This window comes from Burkholderia sp. KBS0801 (assembly GCF_005937855.2).
Taxonomy (GTDB): Bacteria; Pseudomonadota; Gammaproteobacteria; order Burkholderiales; family Burkholderiaceae; genus Burkholderia; species Burkholderia ambifaria.
Genome location: NZ_CP042177.1, coordinates 2,620,360 through 2,639,852 on the forward strand (window position 1 = coordinate 2,620,360; position 19,493 = coordinate 2,639,852).

A 19,493-nucleotide genomic window follows, 5' to 3' on the forward strand; every position below is an offset into this window, starting at 1 on the left:
ACGCACGGGGCGTTCCGCGCAGCTTCGCGGGCGCGTATTTCGCGGCGCTCCGCATGCGCCCTCAGGGACCACACCAGGGACCACTCTATGTTTCTACAAGGTTACGGCCCGCTGATCCTCGCAGGCACCTGGCAAACCGTCAAACTGGCGGTGCTGTCGCTCGCGTTGTCGTTCCTGCTGGGCCTGCTCGGCGCGGGCGCGAAGCTGTCGCGCAACCGCGTGACGAACGGCATCGGCACCGTCTACACGACGCTGATCCGCGGCGTACCCGACCTCGTGCTGATGCTGCTGCTGTTCTACAGCCTGCAGATCTGGCTGAACTCCGCGACCGACGCGCTCGGCTGGGACCAGATCGACATCGACCCGTTCCTCGCCGGCGTGCTCGTGCTCGGCTTCATCTACGGCGCGTACTTCACCGAGACCTTCCGCGGCGCGTTCCTGTCGGTGCCGCGCGGCCAGCTCGAGGCCGGCAGCGCGTACGGGATGACCAGCTGGCAGGTGTTCGCGCGGATCATGTTCCCGCAGATGATGCGCTTCGCGCTGCCCGGCATCGGCAACAACTGGCAGGTGCTCGTGAAGTCGACCGCGCTGGTGTCGATCATCGGCCTCGCGGACGTCGTCAAGGCGTCGCAGGATGCCGGCAAGGGCACGCTGCGTTTCTTCTTCTTCACGTTGATCGCCGGTGCGGTCTACCTCGCCATCACGACGATCTCGAACTTCGTGCTGATGTGGCTCGAAAAGCGCTACTCGACCGGTGTCCGCAAGGCTGACCTATGATCGAACTCATCCAAGAATACTGGCGCAACTATCTCTATACCGACGGCTTCCGGATCACCGGCGTCGCGATCACGCTGTGGCTGCTCGTCGTGTCGATCGGCCTCGGCTTCTGCCTGTCGGTGCCGCTCGCGGTGGCCCGCGTGTCGAAGAGGAAGTGGCTGTCGGGCGCCGTGTGGCTCTACACGTACGTGTTCCGCGGCACGCCGCTCTACGTGCAGCTGCTGCTCTGCTACACCGGCCTCTACAGCCTGCAGTTCATACGCGGCACGCCGCTGCTCGATTCGTTCTTCCGCGACGGGATGCGCTGCACGCTGCTCGCGTTCACGCTGAACACCTGCGCGTACACCACCGAGATCTTCGCGGGCGCGATCAAGGCGACCTCGTACGGCGAGATCGAAGCCGCGCGCGCATACGGGATGTCCACCTTCACGATGTATCGCCGCGTGATCCTGCCGTCCGCGCTGCGCCGCGCGCTGCCGCTCTACAGCAACGAAGTGATCCTGATGCTGCACGCGACCACCGTCGCGTTCACCGCGACCGTGCCGGACATCCTGAAGATCGCCCGCGACGTGAACTCGGCGACCTACATGTCGTTCCACGCATTCGGCATCGCCGCGCTGCTCTATCTCGTGATCTCGTTCATGCTCGTGTGGCTGTTCCGCCAGGCCGAGCGTCGCTGGCTCGCGTATCTGCGCCCGCAAGGCAAGTAAGTTTTCGCAGGACTATTGATGAATTCCCAGACTCAGAAGCTTTTCGTCGACGATCTGCACAAGCGGTACGGCGACAACGAGGTGCTCAAGGGCGTGTCGCTGAAGGCGAACTCGGGCGACGTGATCAGCGTGATCGGCTCGTCCGGTTCCGGCAAGAGCACGATGCTGCGCTGTATCAACTTCCTCGAACAGCCGAACGCGGGCCGCATCGTCGTCGACGGCGAGGAAGTGCGCACCACCGCCGACAAGACGGGCGCGCTGCGCGCGGCCGATTCGAAGCAGCTGCAACGCGTGCGCACCAAGCTGTCGATGGTGTTCCAGCACTTCAATCTCTGGTCGCACATGAACGTGATCGAGAACGTGATGGAAGCGCCCGTCAACGTGCTCGGCATCCCGAAGAAGGAAGCCGAGGATCGCGCCCGCACGTATCTCGAGAAGGTCGGCCTCGCGCCGCGCGTCGAGAAGCAGTATCCGTCACACCTGTCGGGCGGCCAGCAGCAGCGCGTCGCGATCGCGCGTGCACTCGCGATGCATCCCGACGTGATGCTGTTCGACGAACCGACGTCGGCGCTCGACCCGGAACTCGTCGGCGAAGTGCTGAAGGTGATGCAGAAGCTCGCCGAGGAAGGCCGCACGATGATCGTCGTCACGCACGAGATGGGCTTCGCGCGCAACGTGTCGAATCACGTGATGTTCCTGCACCAGGGGCGCGTCGAGGAAGAAGGCGTGCCGTCCGAGGTGTTCGCGAATCCGAAGAGCGAGCGCCTGCGCGGGTTTTTGTCGGGCAGCCTCAAGTAACGCGCGCTGCGCGATACGACACACGAGCGGGCGCCGGGCGGCGCCCGTTTCGCGTTTACGCGGCGCCCACCGGCGCGCCGTCCGCGAACGCGCGCAGCGCATCGCCCGCGAGCCGGTAGCGCACCCATTCGCTCTGCGGCGCCGCGCCGACGCTTTCGTAGAAGCGGATCGCCGGCTCGTTCCAGTCGAGCACGCTCCATTCGAACCGCCCGCAGCCGGTGTCCACGGCGATGCGCGCGAGCGCCTTCAGCAGCCGCAGCCCGGCGCCCGCGCCGCGAAAGCGCGGCGATACGTACAGATCCTCGAGATACAGCCCCTGGCGGCCGAGCCACGTCGAGTACGAGAAGAAATACACGGCGAAGCCGGCCGGCTCGCCGTCGACCTCGCAGATCAGCGCACGCGCGGGCGAGCCTTCGCCGAACAGGCTGCGCTCGAGCGACGCGGGCGTCGCGACCACTTCATGCTCCGCCTTCTCGTAGACGGCCAGCTCGGTGATGAAGCGCAGGATTTGCGGGACGTCGGCGACGGTGGCGCAACGGATGTCGATTTGCACGGCGGGGAGCCCTCCTTCGGCCCGGACGGGAAACGGAATGCGGCGCCGCCCGCGCACATGCGCGTGGCGGCGGTCGGATCCACATGCTACGTTCACGGCTCAACTGCAGGAAGTGCAGTTTCTTCATCCTGACATGAACATGATGCATCCCGATCTGCGCCGTCTCGACCTGAACCTGCTGCTCGCGTTCGACGCGCTGTACCGCCACCGGTCGGTGGCAGCGGCCGCGCACGAACTGGCGATGAGCCCGTCCGCGCTGAGTCACGCGCTCGCGCGGCTTCGCGACGCGATCGGCGACGCGCTGTTCGTGCGGCTCGGCAACGAGATGCAGCCGACCGTGCGCGCCGACGACATCGCCACCTGGGCCGGCGACGCGCTCGACACGATGTCGAAGGGGCTCGCCCGCGCGCGCCGCTTCGATCCCGCGCAAAGCGACCGCACGTTCGTGTTCGCCGCGAGTGACTACACGGCGTTCGCCGTGCTGCCGGCCTTGCTCGCGCGCGTCGAGCGGGTCGCGCCGCGGCTGCGGATTCGCGTCGTCCATTCCGAGCGCAAGATTTCGGTCGACGAACTCGCGGCCGGCCGCATCGATTTCGCGCTCGGCTATCACGAGGAGTCGGCCGCCGACTCGCCGGGCATCGAGGATTTCGACTGGTTCTCGGACGACTACGTGGTGATCGCGAGCGCCGCGCATCCGGACATCCGCCGGCGGCTGACGCTGGACCAATATCTCGCGGCACGCCACGTGGTCGTCACGCCGTGGAACGAGTCGCGCGGCGTCGTCGACTACGTGCTCGACCGGCTCGGTCTCGCGCGGCAGGTCGCCGTGCAGCTGCCGAGCGTGCTGGCCGCACCGTTCGCGATCGCGGAATCGACGCTGCTGATGACGGTGCCGAACCGCGCCGCGCAGGCGCTGCGCCACGCGGCGCCGATCCGCATCTTCCCCGCGCCGTTCGAGATCCCGCGCTACACGGTGAAGGTCTACTCGCACGCGAAGCACGCACGCACCGATGCGCACCGATGGATCCGCGCGCAATTGCTCGATGCGCGCCCCGCGCAGGGTTGAGCGGGGCGCGCTCCCGGCGGACGAGGGCCCACGCGGCACAAGCCTTTCAGAGTCGTTTCACCCGCGGCCCGGCGCCGTTGTCCCACGCCCGATTTATTACGAAATACTTACCAATTTCGCCTCTCCGACGCTTACGCTCGCGCCTCGGCAACGTCAATAGTGGCAATCCTTGACCCCACACCGCCGAAACCGTGTCTTCCTTGTCGGACAAGGGTTTACGGCACCCGGCGCGCCTCCGCGCGGCCGCCGCGCACTCTGTTGCATGGCAAATTGGCGACACGTGTTAGTCAAACAACGATTTCGGTCGCCACAAAATTGTATTTTTGCTAAATTAGTAACCAAAGTAGCAAAACGAAGTTCGTGAAATGTAGTTTAGCTTCACGACACAACAAGGAGACCCCGCAAGCCGACCCGGCCGCGCGGGACCGCTCAACGGTTTTTCCGTCCGCTTGCCCGCGTGCCGCGCTTACCGGCCTGCACGAGGTCTCCCTGGTTATCCCGCTTTTCGCTTTTGCCCGACGCTCGCCGCGCCGGGCATCTCGTGCAGTCTGGGTTGACTTTTTGACAGGGTATGGAGGAGATGATGAAGAAAGCTTTGGTCGCGGCCGCGCTGATGGCTGCTGGGGTGGTTACGGCGCACGCGCAGAGCAGCGTCACGCTGTACGGTCGCCTGGATGCCGGCCTCGAGTACATGAACGGCCTGCAGGACGGCCATCGCTACCGGGCGGAGAGCGGCGACTGGGGCACGAGCCTGTGGGGCTTGAAGGGCAGCGAGGACATCGGCGGCGGCAACAAGATCCTGTTCCACCTCGAAGGCGCGTTCAACACGATGAACGGCGGGCTCGGCACGAGCGGCTCGATCTGGGATCGTTTCGCGACTGTCGGCATCTCCAACGACCGCTACGGTACGCTGCTGCTGGGTCGCGAACTCGCGATCGCGAACGGCGTGTGGGACTTCGATCCGCTGGGCCAGTCGAGCTGGTCGTCGGCATCGCTCGTGCGCGGCCGCAACTGGAACAAGACCAGCAACAACGTGTCGTACCAGTCGCCGCAGTTCTACGGCCTCGACTTCTACGGCCAGTTCGCGTTCTCGAACTCGACCAGCTTCAACGGCAACACGACGGCCGGTCAGCCGGGGCGTGCGGCCGGTGCGCAGGTCACGTACACGAACTCGCTGTTCCAGGTGCGCGGCATCTACGACGAAACGCGCGACAGCAACGGCCGCTTCTCCGACGTGTTCAACTATTCGCGTGAATACTTCGCGGGCCTGAACGTGTTCCTCGGCCAGTTCAAGCTGCAAGCGGCTTATCAGTCGTCGCACGCGGACGGCAGCGGCGGCCCGGCCGTCAACAACGGCATCACCGGCACCCAGCAGGTCTGGGGCGGCGTGACGTGGCAGGCCACGCCGGCGGCCGCGCTGATCGCAGCCGTGTACCACGTGAATGCGAACCACGGTGGCGGCAACGCGAACATCTACACGGTCGGCGGTTCGTACAACATCTCGAAGCGCACGCTGTTCGACGTGCAGGTCGCGACGGTGCGCAACAGCTCGACGGCCAACTTCGGCCTGAACGCGAACGGTGCGGGCACCGCCGTATCGACGGGCAACCCGCATCCGGGCGGCAGCCAGACCGGCGTCTACGCCGGCATCCAGCACCTGTTCTGATCAGGCGCCGTCCAGAGAACGATTCGACAACACTTTCCACGCTGCTGCGAGAGGCGCGTATCGGTGCGGTACCCACCCGGGTATCGCACCGTTTTTTATTGGCGGGCCGGAATCATGCGATCCGCGGCCCGATCGACCGGCCCGGCGGGATCGGCCGAATGCGGCGCTCAGACCGCCGCTTCGTTCTCTTCGCCGGTGCGGATGCGGATCACGCGCTCGACGTCCGACACGAAGATCTTGCCGTCGCCGATCTTGCCCGTGCGCGCCGCGCCGATGACCGCGTCGATCACCTGGTCGACCTGCGCTTCCGCGACGACCACCTCGATCTTCATCTTCGGCAGGAAGTCGACGACGTATTCGGCGCCGCGATACAGCTCGGTGTGCCCCTTCTGGCGGCCGAAGCCCTTCACTTCCGTCACGGTCAGCCCCGTGAGGCCGACTTCGGCGAGCGCTTCGCGGACTTCGTCCAGCTTGAACGGCTTGATGATGGCGGTGATGCGTTTCATGATGGTTGTCCCTCAATGCTCGTTTGGATGAAAAATCGCGATCCCGATTGTAAGCCGGCCGGCCGCGTACGGCCCAGCACCGCTCAGTCGAGACGTTCGGTAAAGCGTGACGTGATCGGATAGCGCCAGTCGCGCCCGAACGCGCGATGCGTGACGCGAATGCCGATCGGCGCCTGGCGGCGCTTGTATTCGTTGATCTTGATGAGCCGCGTCACGCGCGCGACGTCGGCCTCCGCATAACCGGCCGCGACGATCTCCGCGAGCGGACGGTCCTCCTCCATGTACATCCGCATGATCGCGTCGAGCACGTCGTACGGCGGCAGGCTGTCCTGGTCGGTCTGGTTCTCGCGCAGCTCGGCCGACGGCGCGCGCGTGAGGATCCGCTCGGGGATCACGTCGCGCTGCCCGTAGTCGGCGGTCGCGTTGCGATAGCGGCACAGCCGGTAGACCAGCGTTTTCGCGATGTCCTTGATCACCGCGAAGCCGCCGGCCATGTCGCCGTACAGCGTGCAGTAGCCGACCGCCATCTCGCTCTTGTTGCCGGTCGTCAGCACGATCGAGCCGAACTTGTTCGACAGCGCCATCAATAGCGTGCCGCGGATGCGCGCCTGGATGTTCTCTTCCGTCGCGTCCTCCGCGCGGCCCGCGAATTCGTCCGCGAGCGCCGCCCGGAACGCGTCGAACATCGGCGCGATCGCGATCTCGTCGTAGCGCACGCCGACGCGCCGCGCCATCTCCGCCGCGTCGGTGGTCGAGATGTCGGCCGTGTAGCGCGACGGCATCATCACCGCGCGCACGCGCTCGGGCCCGAGCGCGTCGCATGCGACCGCGAGCACCAGCGCGGAGTCGACGCCGCCCGACAGCCCGATCAGCACGCCGGGAAAGCCGTTCTTGCCGATGTAGTCGCGCACGCCGGTCACGAGCGCGCGATAGACCTGCGCGTCGACCGGCAGCGCTGGCGCGATCGCGCCGGGCAGCGGGCGGGCGCCGTCGAATTCGACGATCGCGTGCCCTTCGTCGAACTGCGGCATCTTCGCGACGAGCGCGCCCTGCGCGTCGAGCACGAACGAGCCGCCGTCGAACACGAGCTCGTCCTGGCCGCCGACGAGGTTCACGTACACCATCGGCAGCCCGGTCTCGCGGATCCGCGCGCGCAGGATGTCGATGCGCAGCGCCTCCTTGTTCATGTGATACGGTGAACCGTTCGGGATCAGCAGCACCTGCGCGCCGGCGGCCTTCGCGATCTGCGCGGCCGACGCATGCCATGCGTCCTCGCAGATGATCACGCCGAACTTGACGCCGTTCAGCTCGAACACGAGCGGTTCGGCGTCGGTCGCGAAATAGCGCTTCTCGTCGAACACGTCGGCGTTCGGCAGATCCTGCTTGCGGTAGGTGCCGGCGATCTGGCCGCCGACGATCAGCGACACCGCGTTGTAGGTATCGGCCGGCGGCACGCCGCGCTCGATCGGGCGGTTTGCATTACCATCGACGGCTGGCGCGCGTGCATCGTCGCCAAGCCCCCTGCCCGGCCCCCTGCCCGGACCCCGCAACGGATGACCGACCAGCACCGCGAGCCCGTCGAACGGACGCAGCGCGTCGGCGAGCGTGTCGAGCGCGGCAGCGGCCGCCGCGTAGAACGCGGGCCGCAGCAGCAGGTCTTCCGGCGGATAGCCGGACAGCGCGAGTTCGGGTGCGACCATCAGTTGCGCACCATCGTTGTGCGCGGCGCGAGCGGCCGCGACGATCCGCGCGACGTTGCCGGCGAAATCGCCGACGGTGACGTTGATCTGGGCGAGAGCGAGTCGGGTCTTCATGACGGGATCGGCGCAGCCCGGCGGCGCGCCCTGAACGGCTGACGAAAACGTCCCGGACGCGGGCCATGGCGGCACGCATCCGGCGGCATCCAACAGTACGGATTCACGCTTGAAACACGAACGCATCGATTATCGCACGGGCATCCTGTCGTCCCCCGCGGAAGTGCCGGCCGACGAATGGAACGCGCTGCTCGAACGCGACGCGCAGCCGACGCCGTTCCTGCGCCACGAATTCCTCGACGCGCTGCACGTCGCGCGCTGCGCGGTCGACGACACCGGCTGGTCGCCCCACTTCGTCACGCTGACCGACGCGCGCACGGGGCGGCTGGCGGCCGCCGCGCCCGTCTACGCGAAGCAGCATTCGTACGGCGAATACGTGTTCGACTGGGCATGGGCCGACGCGTACCAGCGCAACGGCCTGCCCTATTACCCGAAGCTGCTGTGCGCGGTGCCGTTCACGCCCGTGCAGGGCACGCGCCTGCTCGCGGCCGACGACGACGCGCGCCGCCGGCTCGCGGCCACGCTGCTCGCGTTCGCCGAGCAGAGCGACGTGTCGTCGCTGCACGTGCTGTTCCCCACCGGCGACGAGGCGCGGCTGCTCGAATCGCTGGGGATGATGCTGCGCGAAGGCGTACAGTTCCACTGGCTCAACGACGGCTACCGCGACTTCGACGACTTCCTCGGCACGCTCGAGCAGAAGAAGCGCAAGAACATCCGCGCCGAACGGCGCAAGGTGCGCGATGCCGGCGTCACGTTCCGGCGGCTGACCGGCGACCGGATCACCGATGCCGACTGGCGCTTCTTCTCGCGCTGCTACCGGCAGACCTACCGCGAACACTACTCGAGCCCGTACCTGAATCTCGACTTCTTCCGCGCGATCGGCGCGACGATGCCGGAGAACCTGCTGCTCGTGATCGCCGAAGCCGACGGCCGGCCGATCGCAAGCTCGCTCGCCGTCTACCGGCGCGGCGCGAACGGCGGCGGCACGCTGTACGGCCGCTACTGGGGCGCGCTCGAGCACGTGCCCTGCCTGCATTTCGAGACGGCGTACTACCAGTTGCTCGAATTCTGCATCGAGGCCGGGCTCGACACGTTCGAGGGCGGCGCGCAGGGCGAGCACAAGCTCGCGCGCGGCTTCCTGCCGACCGTCACGCATTCCGCGCACTGGCTCGCGCATCCGGCGTTCTCCGATGCGGTCGCGCATTTTCTCGCACGCGAGACCGAGCATATCCACGCGTACGTCGACGAGTTGCGCGAACACGATCCGTTCCGGCGCAGCACCGGCTAGCGTCATCCTGCATACCGGCATGCGGCCGGTTCAATGCGCGGCGAGCGCCACCGTCTGCGACAGCGCCTGCGGGTCACGCGACGACGCGGCCGCCGACAGCCCGTAGCTGCCCGCGCCGATCCGCCATGCGTGCGCATTCGCATCCCACACCGCGAAGCGCTGCGCCGGCACCGCGACACTGACCGTGCGCGCCTCGCCCGGCTGCAGCGCGACCCGGGTCCAGCCGACGAGCCGCTTCGGCGGCTCGCCGAGCGACGCGGGCAGCGCTGCGTAGATTTGCACCGTGTGCGTACCGGCACGCGTGCCGGTGTTCGTCACCGTGACGCCAACCGTCACGTTGCCCGCTGCGTCCGCCCGCGCCGACATCGCCGACAACGCATACGTCGTGTACGACAGCCCGTAGCCGAACGGAAACAGCGGCTCGATCGCCTTCGCGTCGAACCAGCGATAGCCGTACGCGAGCCCTTCCGCATAGACGTTCTGCGTGTTCGACGGATCGATCGTCGGCTGCGGCAGGTCGGCCTCCTGCTTCGGGAACGTCAACGGCAGCCGGCCCGACGGATTCGCGTCGCCGAACAGCAGGTCGGCGATCGCCTGGCCGCCCTGTGCGCCCGGATACCATGCGTCGAGCACGCCGTGCACGTTGGCAAGCCACGGCATCAGCACCGGGCTGCCGTTCTCGAGCACGACAATCACACGCTTCGCCTTCGCGGCGACCGCGGCGATCAGCGCGTTCTGGTCGTATTGCTGGTTGTACGGGTCGGCTTTCGCATCGGGCAGCGACAGGCTCGCGAGATCGAGGCCTTCGGTCTGCCACTGCGTGGCGAACACGATCGCGACATCGGCCTGCGCGGCCGCGGTGGCCGCCGCGTTCGCGTCGGTCCCGTCGAGGTAGCTGACCGACGCGTTCGGCGCCTTCGCGCGGATCGCCGCGAGCGGCGCAGACTTGTACCAGGTCGCGCACCCGCCGAACAGCATGTCGGCCGGTTGCCGACAGGACGTCACCGCGTTGCCGTCGATCGCCGGCACCGCACCCGAGCCGCCGCCCGACAGCACGCCCGCATCCGCGTGCCCGCCGATCACGACGACCGACCTGAGCGTGCCGGCGGCCAGCGGCAGCACCGGCTGCGTGTCGCCCGACGCGGCCGCGTTCTTCAGCAGCACCGCCGCTTGCCGGGCGATCGCGAGCGCGTCGGCATTGCCGGCGGCTTCGTCGATCGCGCCGCCCGGCTTCGGCGGCGCGTCCATTACACCGATGCGGATCAGCGTGCGCAGCTTGCGCTGCACCATGTCGTTCAGCCGCGCGGCCGACACGCTGCCGGCCTGCAGCGCCGCGCGCAGCTTCGAATTGAAGTACGAGCCGAGCGGCGCGTTGCCGTCGTCGGCCGCGCCGGGCTGTTCCTCGTCGAGCCCGGCCTGCACGGCCGCGACCGTCGAATGCGTCGCGCCCCAGTCCGACTGCACGACGCCCTTGAAGCCCCACTCGTTCTTCAGCACGGTCGTCAGCAGATACGGGTTCTCGCACGCATACACGCCGTTCAGCTTGTTGTACGAGCACATCACGTTGCCCGGCCGGCCGTCCTTCACGCCGATCTCGAACGCGAGCAGTTCGGCCTCGCGCATGGTCCGCTCGTCGACGACCGAATCGACCGTCATCCGGTTGGTTTCCTGGTCGTTGAACGCGAAATGCTTGATCGTCGCGATCACCTTCCGCGCCTGCGTGGCCTGCGTGCGCGCGGCGCTCAGCGTGCCCGCGAGCACCGGATCCTCGCCCATGTATTCGAAGGTGCGGCCGTTGCGCGGCTCGCGCGCGAGGTTCACGCCGCCGCCGAGCCCTTCCGCGAACCCGAGCGCGCGCAATTCGAGCGCGATGCGCGTGCCGTAGGTGCCCGCGAGCGCCGGATCCCACGTCGCCGCGAGCGCGACCGGCGCGGGCAGCGCGGTCACGCGCGCATTCTTAACGTTCACGCCGCCCGCCGAATCGGCGCTGCTGAGCGCCGGAATGCCGAGCCGCGGCACGCCCGGGATGTAGCTTGCGCCGTTCAGCGCGTCGGCCGGAAACGGGCCGCCGAGGTTGAGCGCGGGCATGCCGGTACCGTGCACGAGCTGCAGTTTCTCGTCGGTCGTCAGTTGCGCGACGAGTGCGGCCGCGCGCTGGCCGGCCGCCGCGTCGGGGTCGGCCGGCGCATGGATGTCGTCGCCGCCGCACGACGCGAGCAGCATCGTGAGCGCACATGCGGACGCAATCGTCGAACACCGGAACAGCGAAGTTTTCATTGATCCTCCAGAATCGTTCTGTTGTACTGGTCGCCAAACTCCAGCGTCGAGTCTAAAAATCGACCGGTCACCACGCTTGACCGGCAGGAGCATGCGTTGACCTCTCGCAGCGGGGACAAACCCGAACGGCATGACGACAGGGGGCAGGCATGGAGTTGAGACAGAAATCGGTATCCGTGCGGATCTACCGCTGGCTGTGCGAGGACGCGCGCGCAAACGGCATCGATCCCGCTGCGCTTTACGAGACGCTCGGCATCGGGCCGGCCGAGCTCGCCGACGACACGCGCCGCATCGCCGGCGACCGGCACGTGGCCGCGATGCAGCTGACGAGCGGCTGGCCGCTGTCGTGGCATCGCCCGCCACCGCAGGTCGTGCCTTGGCTCATGCCGTTTCCCGAGCTCGCGGGCATCACCTGCAACGCGGCGACGCTGCGCGGCGCGCTGCACGGCTATCTGCGCTATCGCGAGCTGATCGGCAACGTCGACTGGGTCTTCGCACACGAGAGAGGCGACGCGATCGCGCTCGAGTACGTGAACGAAGGAGACGGCCGGCACGCGGGCAGCGCGTTCGCCAATCTCGCGATCCTCGCGGCGCTTGCGCGCCTGTACGATCCGCACGTGCGCATCGACGACGCCGAATTCGCCGGCCGCGCGTTCGCGCCCGTTGCCGCACTGCGCGACATGCTCGGCGCGCCGGTGGCGTTCGAGGCCGCGCACAACCGCATCGTGCTGCGCTCCGCGCACTTCGACACGCCGTTCGAGCGCTACAACGCGCCGCTCGCCGGCATCCAGCGTCATGCGGCCGACGCCGCGCGCGAGCGCGTGCGCGCACGCTCGACGTTCGGCGCGTCGGTCGAACAATGCGTGCGCGACTGGCTGCGCACCTGCGACGATACCGACGTGCCGACCGATACGCTGATGCAGCACGTGTGCACGCGCTTTGCGATGTCGCGCTGGACGCTGCGCCGGCGGCTGCATCGCGAAGCGGTCGGTTTCCATGCGCTCGTCGCGCAGGCGCGGCTCGGCGAGGCGCGCGACCTGCTGCTCAATACGCAGTTGCCGATCGGCGAGATCGGCGTGCGCGTCGGCTTCCGTTCGACCAGCGCATTCACGCGCTTCTTCACGCGCGAACTCGGCGCGGCGCCGAGCCGCTTTCGCGACGGGCACGGCGACCGGTGCCGTTGACGCACGCTTTTTCTGAGACACTGGCGGCTTCGCATCCCGCCGCCCTGCCATGTCCTGGTTTCTGTATCTGATCGAATGCGCGGACGACAGCGTCTACACGGGCATCACGACCGATGTCGCCGCGCGCTTCGACGAACACGCGTCCGGCAAGGGCGCGCGCTATACACGCTCGCGCAAGCCGCGCGCGGTGCTCGCGGCGTTTCCTCTGCCCGACCGGTCCAGCGCGTCGCGCGCCGAATACTGGGTGAAGCGGCTCACGCCCGCGAAAAAGCGCGAGTTGGCGGCCGGCTTGCGCACGCTCGAATCGGTGTTGCCGGCGGTGGTTGCGCTCGACGAGCGCAACGATACGGCCGGGCCGAAGAAGGGGCGCGCGGAAGACCTCGGCGATGCGGCCAAGGCAACTGATACCGAACCGGTTGCCGGGAAAAAGGCGAAGGCGGGGAAACTCGCCGGGCCTGCAACGGCCGCGAAGACGGTGAAGACAGGGGAAACGGCGAAGCCTGCGAAAGGCAAGCAAGCGTCGAAGTCGCCGCAATCGAACCAGGCCGCACCGGACGCGAAACGGGCAAAAGCCGACGGCGACGCCACCGCAAAAAAGACGTCGTCGCGTGGTACGCCGGTAAAGAAGGCCGGCCCACCTCCAGCCGCGTCGCCAAAAAGGAAGGCATCGGCCGCCGTCGGCAAACCGGCAGCGAACGCACGCGAAGACGCCGCCTCCGCACCGACGCGGCGCCGTCCATCGACCACGCGACCCGCCGAAGCGACCAAGCCGGCCACGTCACCCGCTGCCCCGCCCCGCGCGAAACGCACGAAGCAGGCACCGGCCACCCCACGCCCGCAGGCGTCCGCGTCCGCGCCCACCCGCCGGAAAACCGTGCGCACAAAACAAAACCGCGCAGCCTCCTGAGGAGACACGCGCGGTTTGCGTTCCGAACGAACCGGCGCGAGGCCGGCCAACGGGCTTACTTCTTGTAGTTCGCGGCGCCGTCGGTGATTTCCTTGTGCGCGGCGTCGATGCCGGCCCAGCCTTCGACCTTCACCCACTTGCCCTTCTCGAGCGCCTTGTACTGCTCGAAGAAGTGCTTGATCTGATCCTTCAGGTACTCGGGCACGTCGTCGATCGACTTCAGGTTCGCCGTCATCGGGCAGACCTTGTCGTGCGGCACGGCGACCAGCTTCGCGTCGACGCCCGACTCGTCGGTCATCTGCAGCATGCCGAGCACGCGCGAACGCACGATCGAGCCGGCCAGCAGCGGGAACGGCGTGATCACCAGCACGTCGACCGGATCGCCGTCGCCCGACAGCGTCTGCGGGATGTAGCCGTAGTTCACCGGGTAGCGCATGCCGGTACCGATGAAGCGGTCGACGACGAGGAGACCCAGTTCCTTGTCCGCCTCGTACTTCACCGGATCGCTTTGCGCGGGGATCTCGATGATCACGTTGAAATCGTGCGGCAGGTCCTTGCCGGCCGGAACATGATTAAAGCTCATAGCGCTCTCTGTTGGTCGATGGAATTCGGGACAGGGGCGCCGCGGCCGATGCACCGCCGCGGGCGTCCCCGCAGGGAATGCGCCATTATAGCCAATCGACCGGTGGCGTCCGGATGACGATCGGCGCGATAATCGTTCCGGATGTCCGGCCACCGAACCACGGGCAACGTCGTCCGTCGCCGCGAAGCATGGGACCCGAGGAGCAGGCATGGAAGAAGCGAAGCACTTCATCGCGGGCGAATGGACGTTGCCCGCGCAACTGGAGACAATCCCGGTCGTCGATCCCTCCGACGGCCAGCCGTTCGCGACGATCGCGCGCGGCACCGCACCCGACATCGAGCGCGCGGTCGCCGCGGCCCGCGAAGCGTTCGCGGGCCCGTGGGGCGCGGCGAGCGCCGCCGAACGCGGCCGCGTGCTGATGCGGCTGTCGGCGCGCGTCGCCGACCATCTCGAGGAACTCGCGACGATCGAGGCGCGCGACACCGGCAAGCCGCTGAAGCAGGCGCGTGCCGATGCCGCCGCGCTCGTGCGCTATTTCGAGTTCTACGCGGGCGCCGCCGACAAGCTGCACGGCGAGACCCTCCCCTATCAGGCCGGCTATACGGTGCTGACCGTGCGCGAGCCGCACGGCGTCACCGGCCACATCGTGCCGTGGAACTACCCGATGCAGATCTTCGGGCGCAGCGTCGGCGCGGCGCTCGCGGCCGGCAACGCGTGCGTCGTGAAGCCGGCCGAGGATGCGTGCCTGTCGGTGCTGCGCGTCGCCGAGCTGGCCGCCGAAGCCGGGCTGCCGGCCGGTGCGCTCAATATCGTCACCGGCTACGGCCATGAGGCGGGCGCCGCGCTCGCGCGCCACCCCGGCATCGACCACATCTCGTTTACCGGCTCGCCCGCGACCGGCAAGCTGGTCACCCAGATGGCCGCGGAGAACCACGTGCCCGTCACGCTCGAGCTCGGCGGCAAGTCGCCGCAGATCGTGTTCGCCGACGCCGATCTCGAAGCGGCGCTGCCCGTGCTCGTGTCGGCGATCGTGCAGAACGGCGGACAGACCTGCTCGGCCGGCAGCCGCGTGCTGATCGAGCATGCGGTGTACGAGCCGCTCGTCGATCGGCTCGCCACAGCGTTCAACGCGCTGCGGGTCGGCCCGAGCCGCGCGGATCTCGACTGCGGCCCGCTGATCAACGCGAAGCAGCAGCAGCGCGTGTGGGATTTCCTGTCCGACGCGCAGCATGACGGCATTCCGATGGCTGGGCACGGCCAGGTCGTCGCCGACGCGCCCGAAAGCGGCTTCTACCAGGCCCCCGCGCTGCTGCGCGACGTGCCGGCGTCGCACCGGCTCGCGCAGGAGGAAGTGTTCGGTCCGGTGCTCGCCGCGATGCGTTTCGTCGACGAGGAGGAAGCGGTCGCACTCGCGAACGGCACGCCGTACGGCCTCGTCGCAGGCATCTGGACCCGCGACGGCGCGCGCCAGTTGCGCCTCGCGCGGCGCCTGCGCGCCGGTCAGGTGTTCATCAACAACTACGGTGCGGGCGGCGGCGTCGAACTGCCGTTCGGCGGCGTCGGCCATTCGGGCCATGGCCGCGAGAAAGGCTTCGAGGCGCTGTATGGCTTCACCGCACTGAAGACGATCGCGATCCGGCACGGCTGAACCAGCAACCGCCGGCCGGCAACGACCGGCCGTGCACCGACACACCACGCACGTGAACAACAGAGGAGACACACCATGCGGTTGAGCGGCAAGACGGCCATCGTCACGGGCGGAGGCTCGGGCTTCGGCGAGGGCATCGCGAAGACCTATGCGCGCGAAGGCGCGAACGTCGTCGTCAACGACCTGAACGGCGCGGCGGCCGAGCGCGTCGCGAGCGAGATCGCGCTGGCGGGCGGCAAGGCGATCGCGGTCGCGGGCGACGTGTCCCGGGACGCCGACTGGCGCGCGCTGCTGCAGGCCGCGCTCGACGATTTCCACTCGGTGCAGATCGTCGTGAACAACGCCGGCACCACGCACCGCAACAAGCCGGTGCTCGACGTGACGGAAGCCGAATTCGATCGCGTGTACGCCGTCAACATGAAGAGCCTGTTCTGGAGCGTCCAGACCCTGGTGCCGTATTTCCGCGCGCAGGGCGGCGGCGTGTTCGTGAACGTCGCGTCGACGGCCGGCGTGCGGCCGCGCCCGGGCCTCGTCTGGTACAACAGCACGAAGGGCGCGATGATCACCGCGAGCAAGTCGCTCGCGGCCGAGCTCGGCGCCGACCGGATCCGCGTGAACTGCATCAACCCGGTGCTCGGCGAGACGGGCTTGATGACCGAGTTCATGGGCTGCGAGGACACGCCGGAGAATCGCCGCCGGTTCCTCGCGACGATTCCGCTCGGCCGCTTCTCGACGCCGCAGGACATCGCGAACGCGGCCCTGTACCTCGCATCCGACGAAGCCGAGTTCATCACCGGCGTCTGTCTCGAAGTCGACGGCGGGCGCTGCATCTAGCCGCACGACCGCGATTGCGCCGCGCCGGCATCGGCGGCCGGATCCACGCATGGTGCGCCCACGCATCGGCATTGCTTCGCAAGACACCGGATCGGCGCCCACGCGCCGGCTCCGGCACATGACAAAAGAAGGACAGGAGACAACATGGCTACATCGATGCAGTCGCTGCCGGGCTCGTCCGGCGCATTCGAGGAAGCAACCTATCGCAAGGTGTCGTGGCGGCTCACGCCGCTGCTGCTGCTGTGCTACGTGGTCGCGTATCTCGATCGCGTGAACGTCGGCTTCGCGAAGCTGCAGATGGCGAGCGACCTGAATCTCAGCGACACCGTCTACGGGCTCGGCGCCGGGATCTTCTTCTTCGGCTACTTCCTGTTCGAAGTCCCGAGCAACATCATCCTGCACAAGGTCGGCGCGCGCGTCTGGATCGCGCGGATCATGGCGACGTGGGGCGTGATCTCGATCCTGACGATGTTCGTCACGACGCCCGCGATGTTCTACGTGATGCGCTTCCTGCTCGGCGTCGCCGAAGCCGGCTTCTTCCCCGGCGTGATCCTGTATCTCACTTACTGGTATCCCGCGCATCGGCGCGGCCGGATGACGACCTTCTTCATGACTGCCGTCGCACTGTCCGGCGTGATCGGCGGACCGATCTCGGGCTTCATCCTGAAGGCGTTCAACGGAGTGAGCGGCTGGCACGGCTGGCAATGGCTGTTCCTGCTCGAAGGGATCCCGTCGGTGCTGGCCGGCGTGCTCGTGTTCTTCGCGCTCGACGACCGGATCGCGAAGGCCAAATGGCTCACCGACGACGAAAAGGCGCTGCTCGCGCGCAACGTCGACGCGGAGGAAGCGACCAAGGAAGACCTGCCGCTCGGCGCGGTGATGTCGAGCCCGCGCGTGTGGCTGATGGCGCTCATCTACTTCTCGTTCGTGATGGGGCTGTACGGCGTCGGCTTCTGGCTGCCGACGATCATCAAGGCGACCGGCGTGGTCGACACGTTCATGATCGGCCTGCTGTCGGCGATTCCGTATGCGGCGGCGGTGGTTGCGATGATCCTGATCGCGCACAGCGCGGACAAGCGGCGCGAACGACGCTGGCACCTGGCGATTCCGGCCGCGTTCGGCGCACTCGGGCTCGTGTTGTCGGTGGTCTGGGCGCATCAGACGGCGCTCGCGATGCTGGGCCTCACGCTCGCGACGATGGGCATCCTGACGACGCTGCCGCTGTTCTGGAGCCTGCCGACGGCGTTCCTCGGCGGTGCGGCGGCCGCAGCCGGCATCGCGATGATCAACTCGATCGGCAACCTCGCGGGTTTCCTGAGCCCGTACCTGATGGGCTGGCTCAAGCAGGCGACGGGCGCCAACGACGCGGGCATGTACATGCTCGCGGCGTTCCTCGTGCTCGGCGGGCTGCTCGCGCTGTCGGTGCCGAAGCGGCTCGTCGACAAGTGATGCGGTGGGCCGGAGCTTGTCGCACTCGCGCACGAGCATGAAGCGGCCGGGGTCGCGCCCCTCACCGGTGCGTTGCATGACGACTGTCTCCCGGCTCGACAGCGGGCTCGCGGCCGCCGTGCTGCAAAAGCGCGTGAATCACGGCGTCCGGGCCCGCCTGCAAGGCGGCGCCGAATAAAAAATGCCCCGAAGGCCAATCGGCGTTCGGGGCATATTCACGCGCGGCAGAAGACCGCCGCCGCGTCAGACCACGGTGATCGCGAGCGCGCTTTCGCGGTAGTGCTTCGCCGCCTTGTCGGTTTCGCCGAGATGCTCGAACAGGCGTGCGAGCGCACGATGCGCACGCACTTTCAGCGCCTCGTTGTCGGCCTGCTTCAGCGCGGCCTCGAGGAACGACTGCGCCTTGCCCCACAGCTGCTGCTGCTGGCAGAGACGCCCGAGCGCGAACAGCAGGTCGGCATCGTCCGGGTGATCCTTCTTCCACCCTTCGGCCTTCTGGATCAGCGGCAGCGCATCGGCGCCGGCCGTATCCGGATAGCGGCGCAGCAGCCGCGCATCCCAGTTGTGCGCGAGCGCTTCCTCGACGATGCGGCGCGCTTCGGGGCGGCGCTCGAGCGGCACCAGCAGTTCGGCCGCGAGATCGGCGAGGCGCGGCGACTGACGCTCGAGCGGCGACAGCGACTGCCACACCTCGAGCAGCGCGTCCGGGTCGTGCCGGCGTTCACGCAGCAGATTCTCCGCCGCCTGCTGGCGCAGCCGCACGGCCGCGGCCGGATGCAGCGCCTCGCGCTTCTCGAGCGCCTTCGCGAGCTTCAGCACCTCGGCCCAGTTCTTCAATTGCTGCTGCGCGCGCAGCGCGACCTGCTGCGCATGGATGCGCTTGCCGCCCGCCTGCAGGTCGGCCAGCGCGGCGAGCGCGCCGTCGGCATCGCGCGCATCCGCGCGCATGTCGGCCGCGGCGAGCAGCCTCGCGTCCTGCCATTCGGGCGCGTCGACCTTCGACAGCCAGTCGTCGCGGCGCGTGTACTCGTGCATCCGGTGCGCGGCGGTCGCCGCGACGAGACTCGCGGCGCCCTGGTTCGCATCGACCGCGAGCGCGTCGCGCGCGGCCTTCTCGGCGCGCGAGAAACGGCCTGCATACAAGTTCGCGATCGCATCGCGCAGCGACGCCTGCGCCTTCTCGTTGCGCGAACGCGCACGATACGCGGCCACCCGCTGCGGCATGCGCCAGATGTTGCGCACGATGCGCAGCAGCGCGTACACGACGATAAACAGCACGACGATGGTGATCACGAACAGGTTCAGCGACACGTCGATCCGGTACGGCGGATAGACGAGCAGCACCTGCCCCGCGTCGAAACGGCCGACGGTGGCGAGCGCCGCGGCGATCCCGAACAGGATCGCGAGCCAGACGATTCCTCGAAGCGTCATCG

General features: G+C 68.0%; 17 protein-coding genes. 11 read left to right on the forward strand and 6 right to left on the reverse strand.

From position 1 onward, the window contains the following. Positions 1–87 precede the first annotated feature (87 nt). From FFI87_RS12475 to FFI87_RS12485, 3 genes are read left to right on the forward strand one after another with little or no spacing between them, the layout of a single operon-like run. A complete protein-coding gene (locus tag FFI87_RS12475; protein WP_006755688.1) occupies positions 88–777 on the forward strand; it encodes an ABC transporter permease in 690 nt (229 codons plus the stop codon). After that, complete coding sequence (locus tag FFI87_RS12480; protein ID WP_011657623.1) at positions 774–1,487, forward strand: ABC transporter permease; 714 nt, start codon at positions 774–776, stop codon at positions 1,485–1,487. Before FFI87_RS12475 ends, FFI87_RS12480 begins: the two co-directional genes overlap by 4 nt. Positions 1,488–1,505: 18 nt before the next feature. Then, positions 1,506–2,285, forward strand: a complete 780-nt coding sequence (locus tag FFI87_RS12485; protein ID WP_011657624.1) for an ABC transporter ATP-binding protein — start codon at positions 1,506–1,508, stop codon at positions 2,283–2,285. Positions 2,286–2,340: 55 nt separating this feature from the next. On the opposite strand, the gene FFI87_RS12490 is transcribed toward FFI87_RS12485, so the two are convergent. Continuing rightward, positions 2,341–2,838 (reverse strand): GNAT family N-acetyltransferase, encoded by a 498-nt coding sequence (locus tag FFI87_RS12490; protein WP_012364431.1) that lies wholly within the window; start codon positions 2,836–2,838, stop codon positions 2,341–2,343. A 139-nt stretch (positions 2,839–2,977) separates the two neighbouring features. On the opposite strand from FFI87_RS12490, the gene FFI87_RS12495 reads away from it, so the two are divergent. Both FFI87_RS12495 and FFI87_RS12500 read left to right on the forward strand, forming a co-directional pair. Further along, a complete protein-coding gene (locus tag FFI87_RS12495) occupies positions 2,978–3,904 on the forward strand; it encodes a LysR family transcriptional regulator (RefSeq protein ID WP_138847341.1) in 927 nt (308 codons plus the stop codon). A 580-nt stretch (positions 3,905–4,484) separates the two neighbouring features. After that, positions 4,485–5,570, forward strand: coding sequence for a porin (locus FFI87_RS12500; protein ID WP_041489944.1), 1,086 nt, complete (start codon positions 4,485–4,487; stop codon positions 5,568–5,570). A 167-nt stretch (positions 5,571–5,737) separates the two neighbouring features. Here the strand turns inward: FFI87_RS12500 and FFI87_RS12505 are convergent, their stop codons facing one another. Both FFI87_RS12505 and FFI87_RS12510 read right to left on the reverse strand, forming a co-directional pair. After that, complete coding sequence (locus FFI87_RS12505; RefSeq protein WP_006398637.1) at positions 5,738–6,076, reverse strand: P-II family nitrogen regulator; 339 nt, start codon at positions 6,074–6,076, stop codon at positions 5,738–5,740. 83 nt (positions 6,077–6,159) lie between these two features. Next, positions 6,160–7,890, reverse strand: coding sequence for an NAD+ synthase (locus tag FFI87_RS12510; RefSeq protein WP_138847340.1), 1,731 nt, complete (start codon positions 7,888–7,890; stop codon positions 6,160–6,162). Between the two features lie 109 nt (positions 7,891–7,999). Here FFI87_RS12510 and FFI87_RS12515 point away from each other — a divergent pair, with 109 nt between their 5' ends. After that, positions 8,000–9,178, forward strand: coding sequence for a GNAT family N-acetyltransferase (locus FFI87_RS12515; protein ID WP_012364435.1), 1,179 nt, complete (start codon positions 8,000–8,002; stop codon positions 9,176–9,178). 30 nt (positions 9,179–9,208) lie between these two features. Here the strand turns inward: FFI87_RS12515 and FFI87_RS12520 are convergent, their stop codons facing one another. Further along, positions 9,209–11,455, reverse strand: a complete 2,247-nt coding sequence (locus FFI87_RS12520; protein WP_138847339.1) for a glycoside hydrolase family 3 C-terminal domain-containing protein — start codon at positions 11,453–11,455, stop codon at positions 9,209–9,211. 149 nt (positions 11,456–11,604) lie between these two features. Between FFI87_RS12520 and FFI87_RS12525 the strand changes: the two genes are divergently transcribed. Continuing rightward, positions 11,605–12,639, forward strand: coding sequence for a helix-turn-helix transcriptional regulator (locus FFI87_RS12525; protein ID WP_138847338.1), 1,035 nt, complete (start codon positions 11,605–11,607; stop codon positions 12,637–12,639). A 49-nt stretch (positions 12,640–12,688) separates the two neighbouring features. Continuing rightward, on the forward strand, positions 12,689–13,546 hold the full coding sequence (locus tag FFI87_RS12530) for a GIY-YIG nuclease family protein (protein WP_138847337.1): 858 nt from the start codon (positions 12,689–12,691) through the stop codon (positions 13,544–13,546). 55 nt (positions 13,547–13,601) lie between these two features. Here the strand turns inward: FFI87_RS12530 and ppa are convergent, their stop codons facing one another. Further along, positions 13,602–14,129, reverse strand: coding sequence for an inorganic diphosphatase (gene ppa, locus FFI87_RS12535; RefSeq protein ID WP_006753432.1), 528 nt, complete (start codon positions 14,127–14,129; stop codon positions 13,602–13,604). Between the two features lie 208 nt (positions 14,130–14,337). On the opposite strand from ppa, the gene FFI87_RS12540 reads away from it, so the two are divergent. The 3 genes from FFI87_RS12540 to FFI87_RS12550 all read left to right on the forward strand — a co-directional run bounded on the left by FFI87_RS12540 (position 14,338) and on the right by FFI87_RS12550 (position 18,060). After that, positions 14,338–15,777, forward strand: a complete 1,440-nt coding sequence (locus FFI87_RS12540) for an aldehyde dehydrogenase family protein (protein WP_012364439.1) — start codon at positions 14,338–14,340, stop codon at positions 15,775–15,777. Positions 15,778–15,852: 75 nt separating this feature from the next. Continuing rightward, positions 15,853–16,611 carry an SDR family oxidoreductase gene (locus FFI87_RS12545; RefSeq protein WP_126228310.1) on the forward strand — a complete coding sequence of 253 codons (759 nt, stop codon included), beginning with the start codon at positions 15,853–15,855 and terminating at the stop codon, positions 16,609–16,611. Between the two features lie 144 nt (positions 16,612–16,755). Further along, the gene (locus FFI87_RS12550) at positions 16,756–18,060 is read left to right on the forward strand and encodes an MFS transporter (RefSeq protein ID WP_012364441.1); all 1,305 of its coding nucleotides are present in this window, start codon (positions 16,756–16,758) and stop codon (positions 18,058–18,060) included. A gap of 243 nt (positions 18,061–18,303) precedes the next feature. On the opposite strand, the gene FFI87_RS12555 is transcribed toward FFI87_RS12550, so the two are convergent. Further along, positions 18,304–19,491, reverse strand: coding sequence for a heme biosynthesis protein HemY (locus tag FFI87_RS12555; RefSeq protein WP_012364442.1), 1,188 nt, complete (start codon positions 19,489–19,491; stop codon positions 18,304–18,306). Positions 19,492–19,493: the final 2 nt, after the last annotated feature.

Bases quoted from the DNA above. Each gene is read 5' to 3' on its own strand.
- FFI87_RS12530 (WP_138847337.1), top strand. From the start codon at position 12,689: ATGTCCTGGTTTCTGTATCTGATCGAATGCGCGGACGACAGCGTCTAC.
- FFI87_RS12520 (WP_138847339.1), bottom strand. From the start codon at position 11,455: ATGAAAACTTCGCTGTTCCGGTGTTCGACGATTGCGTCCGCATGTGCG.
- FFI87_RS12480 (WP_011657623.1), top strand. From the start codon at position 774: ATGATCGAACTCATCCAAGAATACTGGCGCAACTATCTCTATACCGAC.
- FFI87_RS12510 (WP_138847340.1), bottom strand. From the start codon at position 7,890: ATGAAGACCCGACTCGCTCTCGCCCAGATCAACGTCACCGTCGGCGAT.
- FFI87_RS12540 (WP_012364439.1), top strand. From the start codon at position 14,338: ATGGAAGAAGCGAAGCACTTCATCGCGGGCGAATGGACGTTGCCCGCG.
- ppa (WP_006753432.1), bottom strand. From the start codon at position 14,129: ATGAGCTTTAATCATGTTCCGGCCGGCAAGGACCTGCCGCACGATTTC.
- FFI87_RS12475 (WP_006755688.1), top strand. From the start codon at position 88: ATGTTTCTACAAGGTTACGGCCCGCTGATCCTCGCAGGCACCTGGCAA.
- FFI87_RS12495 (WP_138847341.1), top strand. From the start codon at position 2,978: ATGATGCATCCCGATCTGCGCCGTCTCGACCTGAACCTGCTGCTCGCG.
- FFI87_RS12485 (WP_011657624.1), top strand. From the start codon at position 1,506: ATGAATTCCCAGACTCAGAAGCTTTTCGTCGACGATCTGCACAAGCGG.
- FFI87_RS12555 (WP_012364442.1), bottom strand. From the start codon at position 19,491: ATGACGCTTCGAGGAATCGTCTGGCTCGCGATCCTGTTCGGGATCGCC.
- FFI87_RS12550 (WP_012364441.1), top strand. From the start codon at position 16,756: ATGGCTACATCGATGCAGTCGCTGCCGGGCTCGTCCGGCGCATTCGAG.
- FFI87_RS12505 (WP_006398637.1), bottom strand. From the start codon at position 6,076: ATGAAACGCATCACCGCCATCATCAAGCCGTTCAAGCTGGACGAAGTC.
- FFI87_RS12545 (WP_126228310.1), top strand. From the start codon at position 15,853: ATGCGGTTGAGCGGCAAGACGGCCATCGTCACGGGCGGAGGCTCGGGC.
- FFI87_RS12500 (WP_041489944.1), top strand. From the start codon at position 4,485: ATGATGAAGAAAGCTTTGGTCGCGGCCGCGCTGATGGCTGCTGGGGTG.
- FFI87_RS12525 (WP_138847338.1), top strand. From the start codon at position 11,605: ATGGAGTTGAGACAGAAATCGGTATCCGTGCGGATCTACCGCTGGCTG.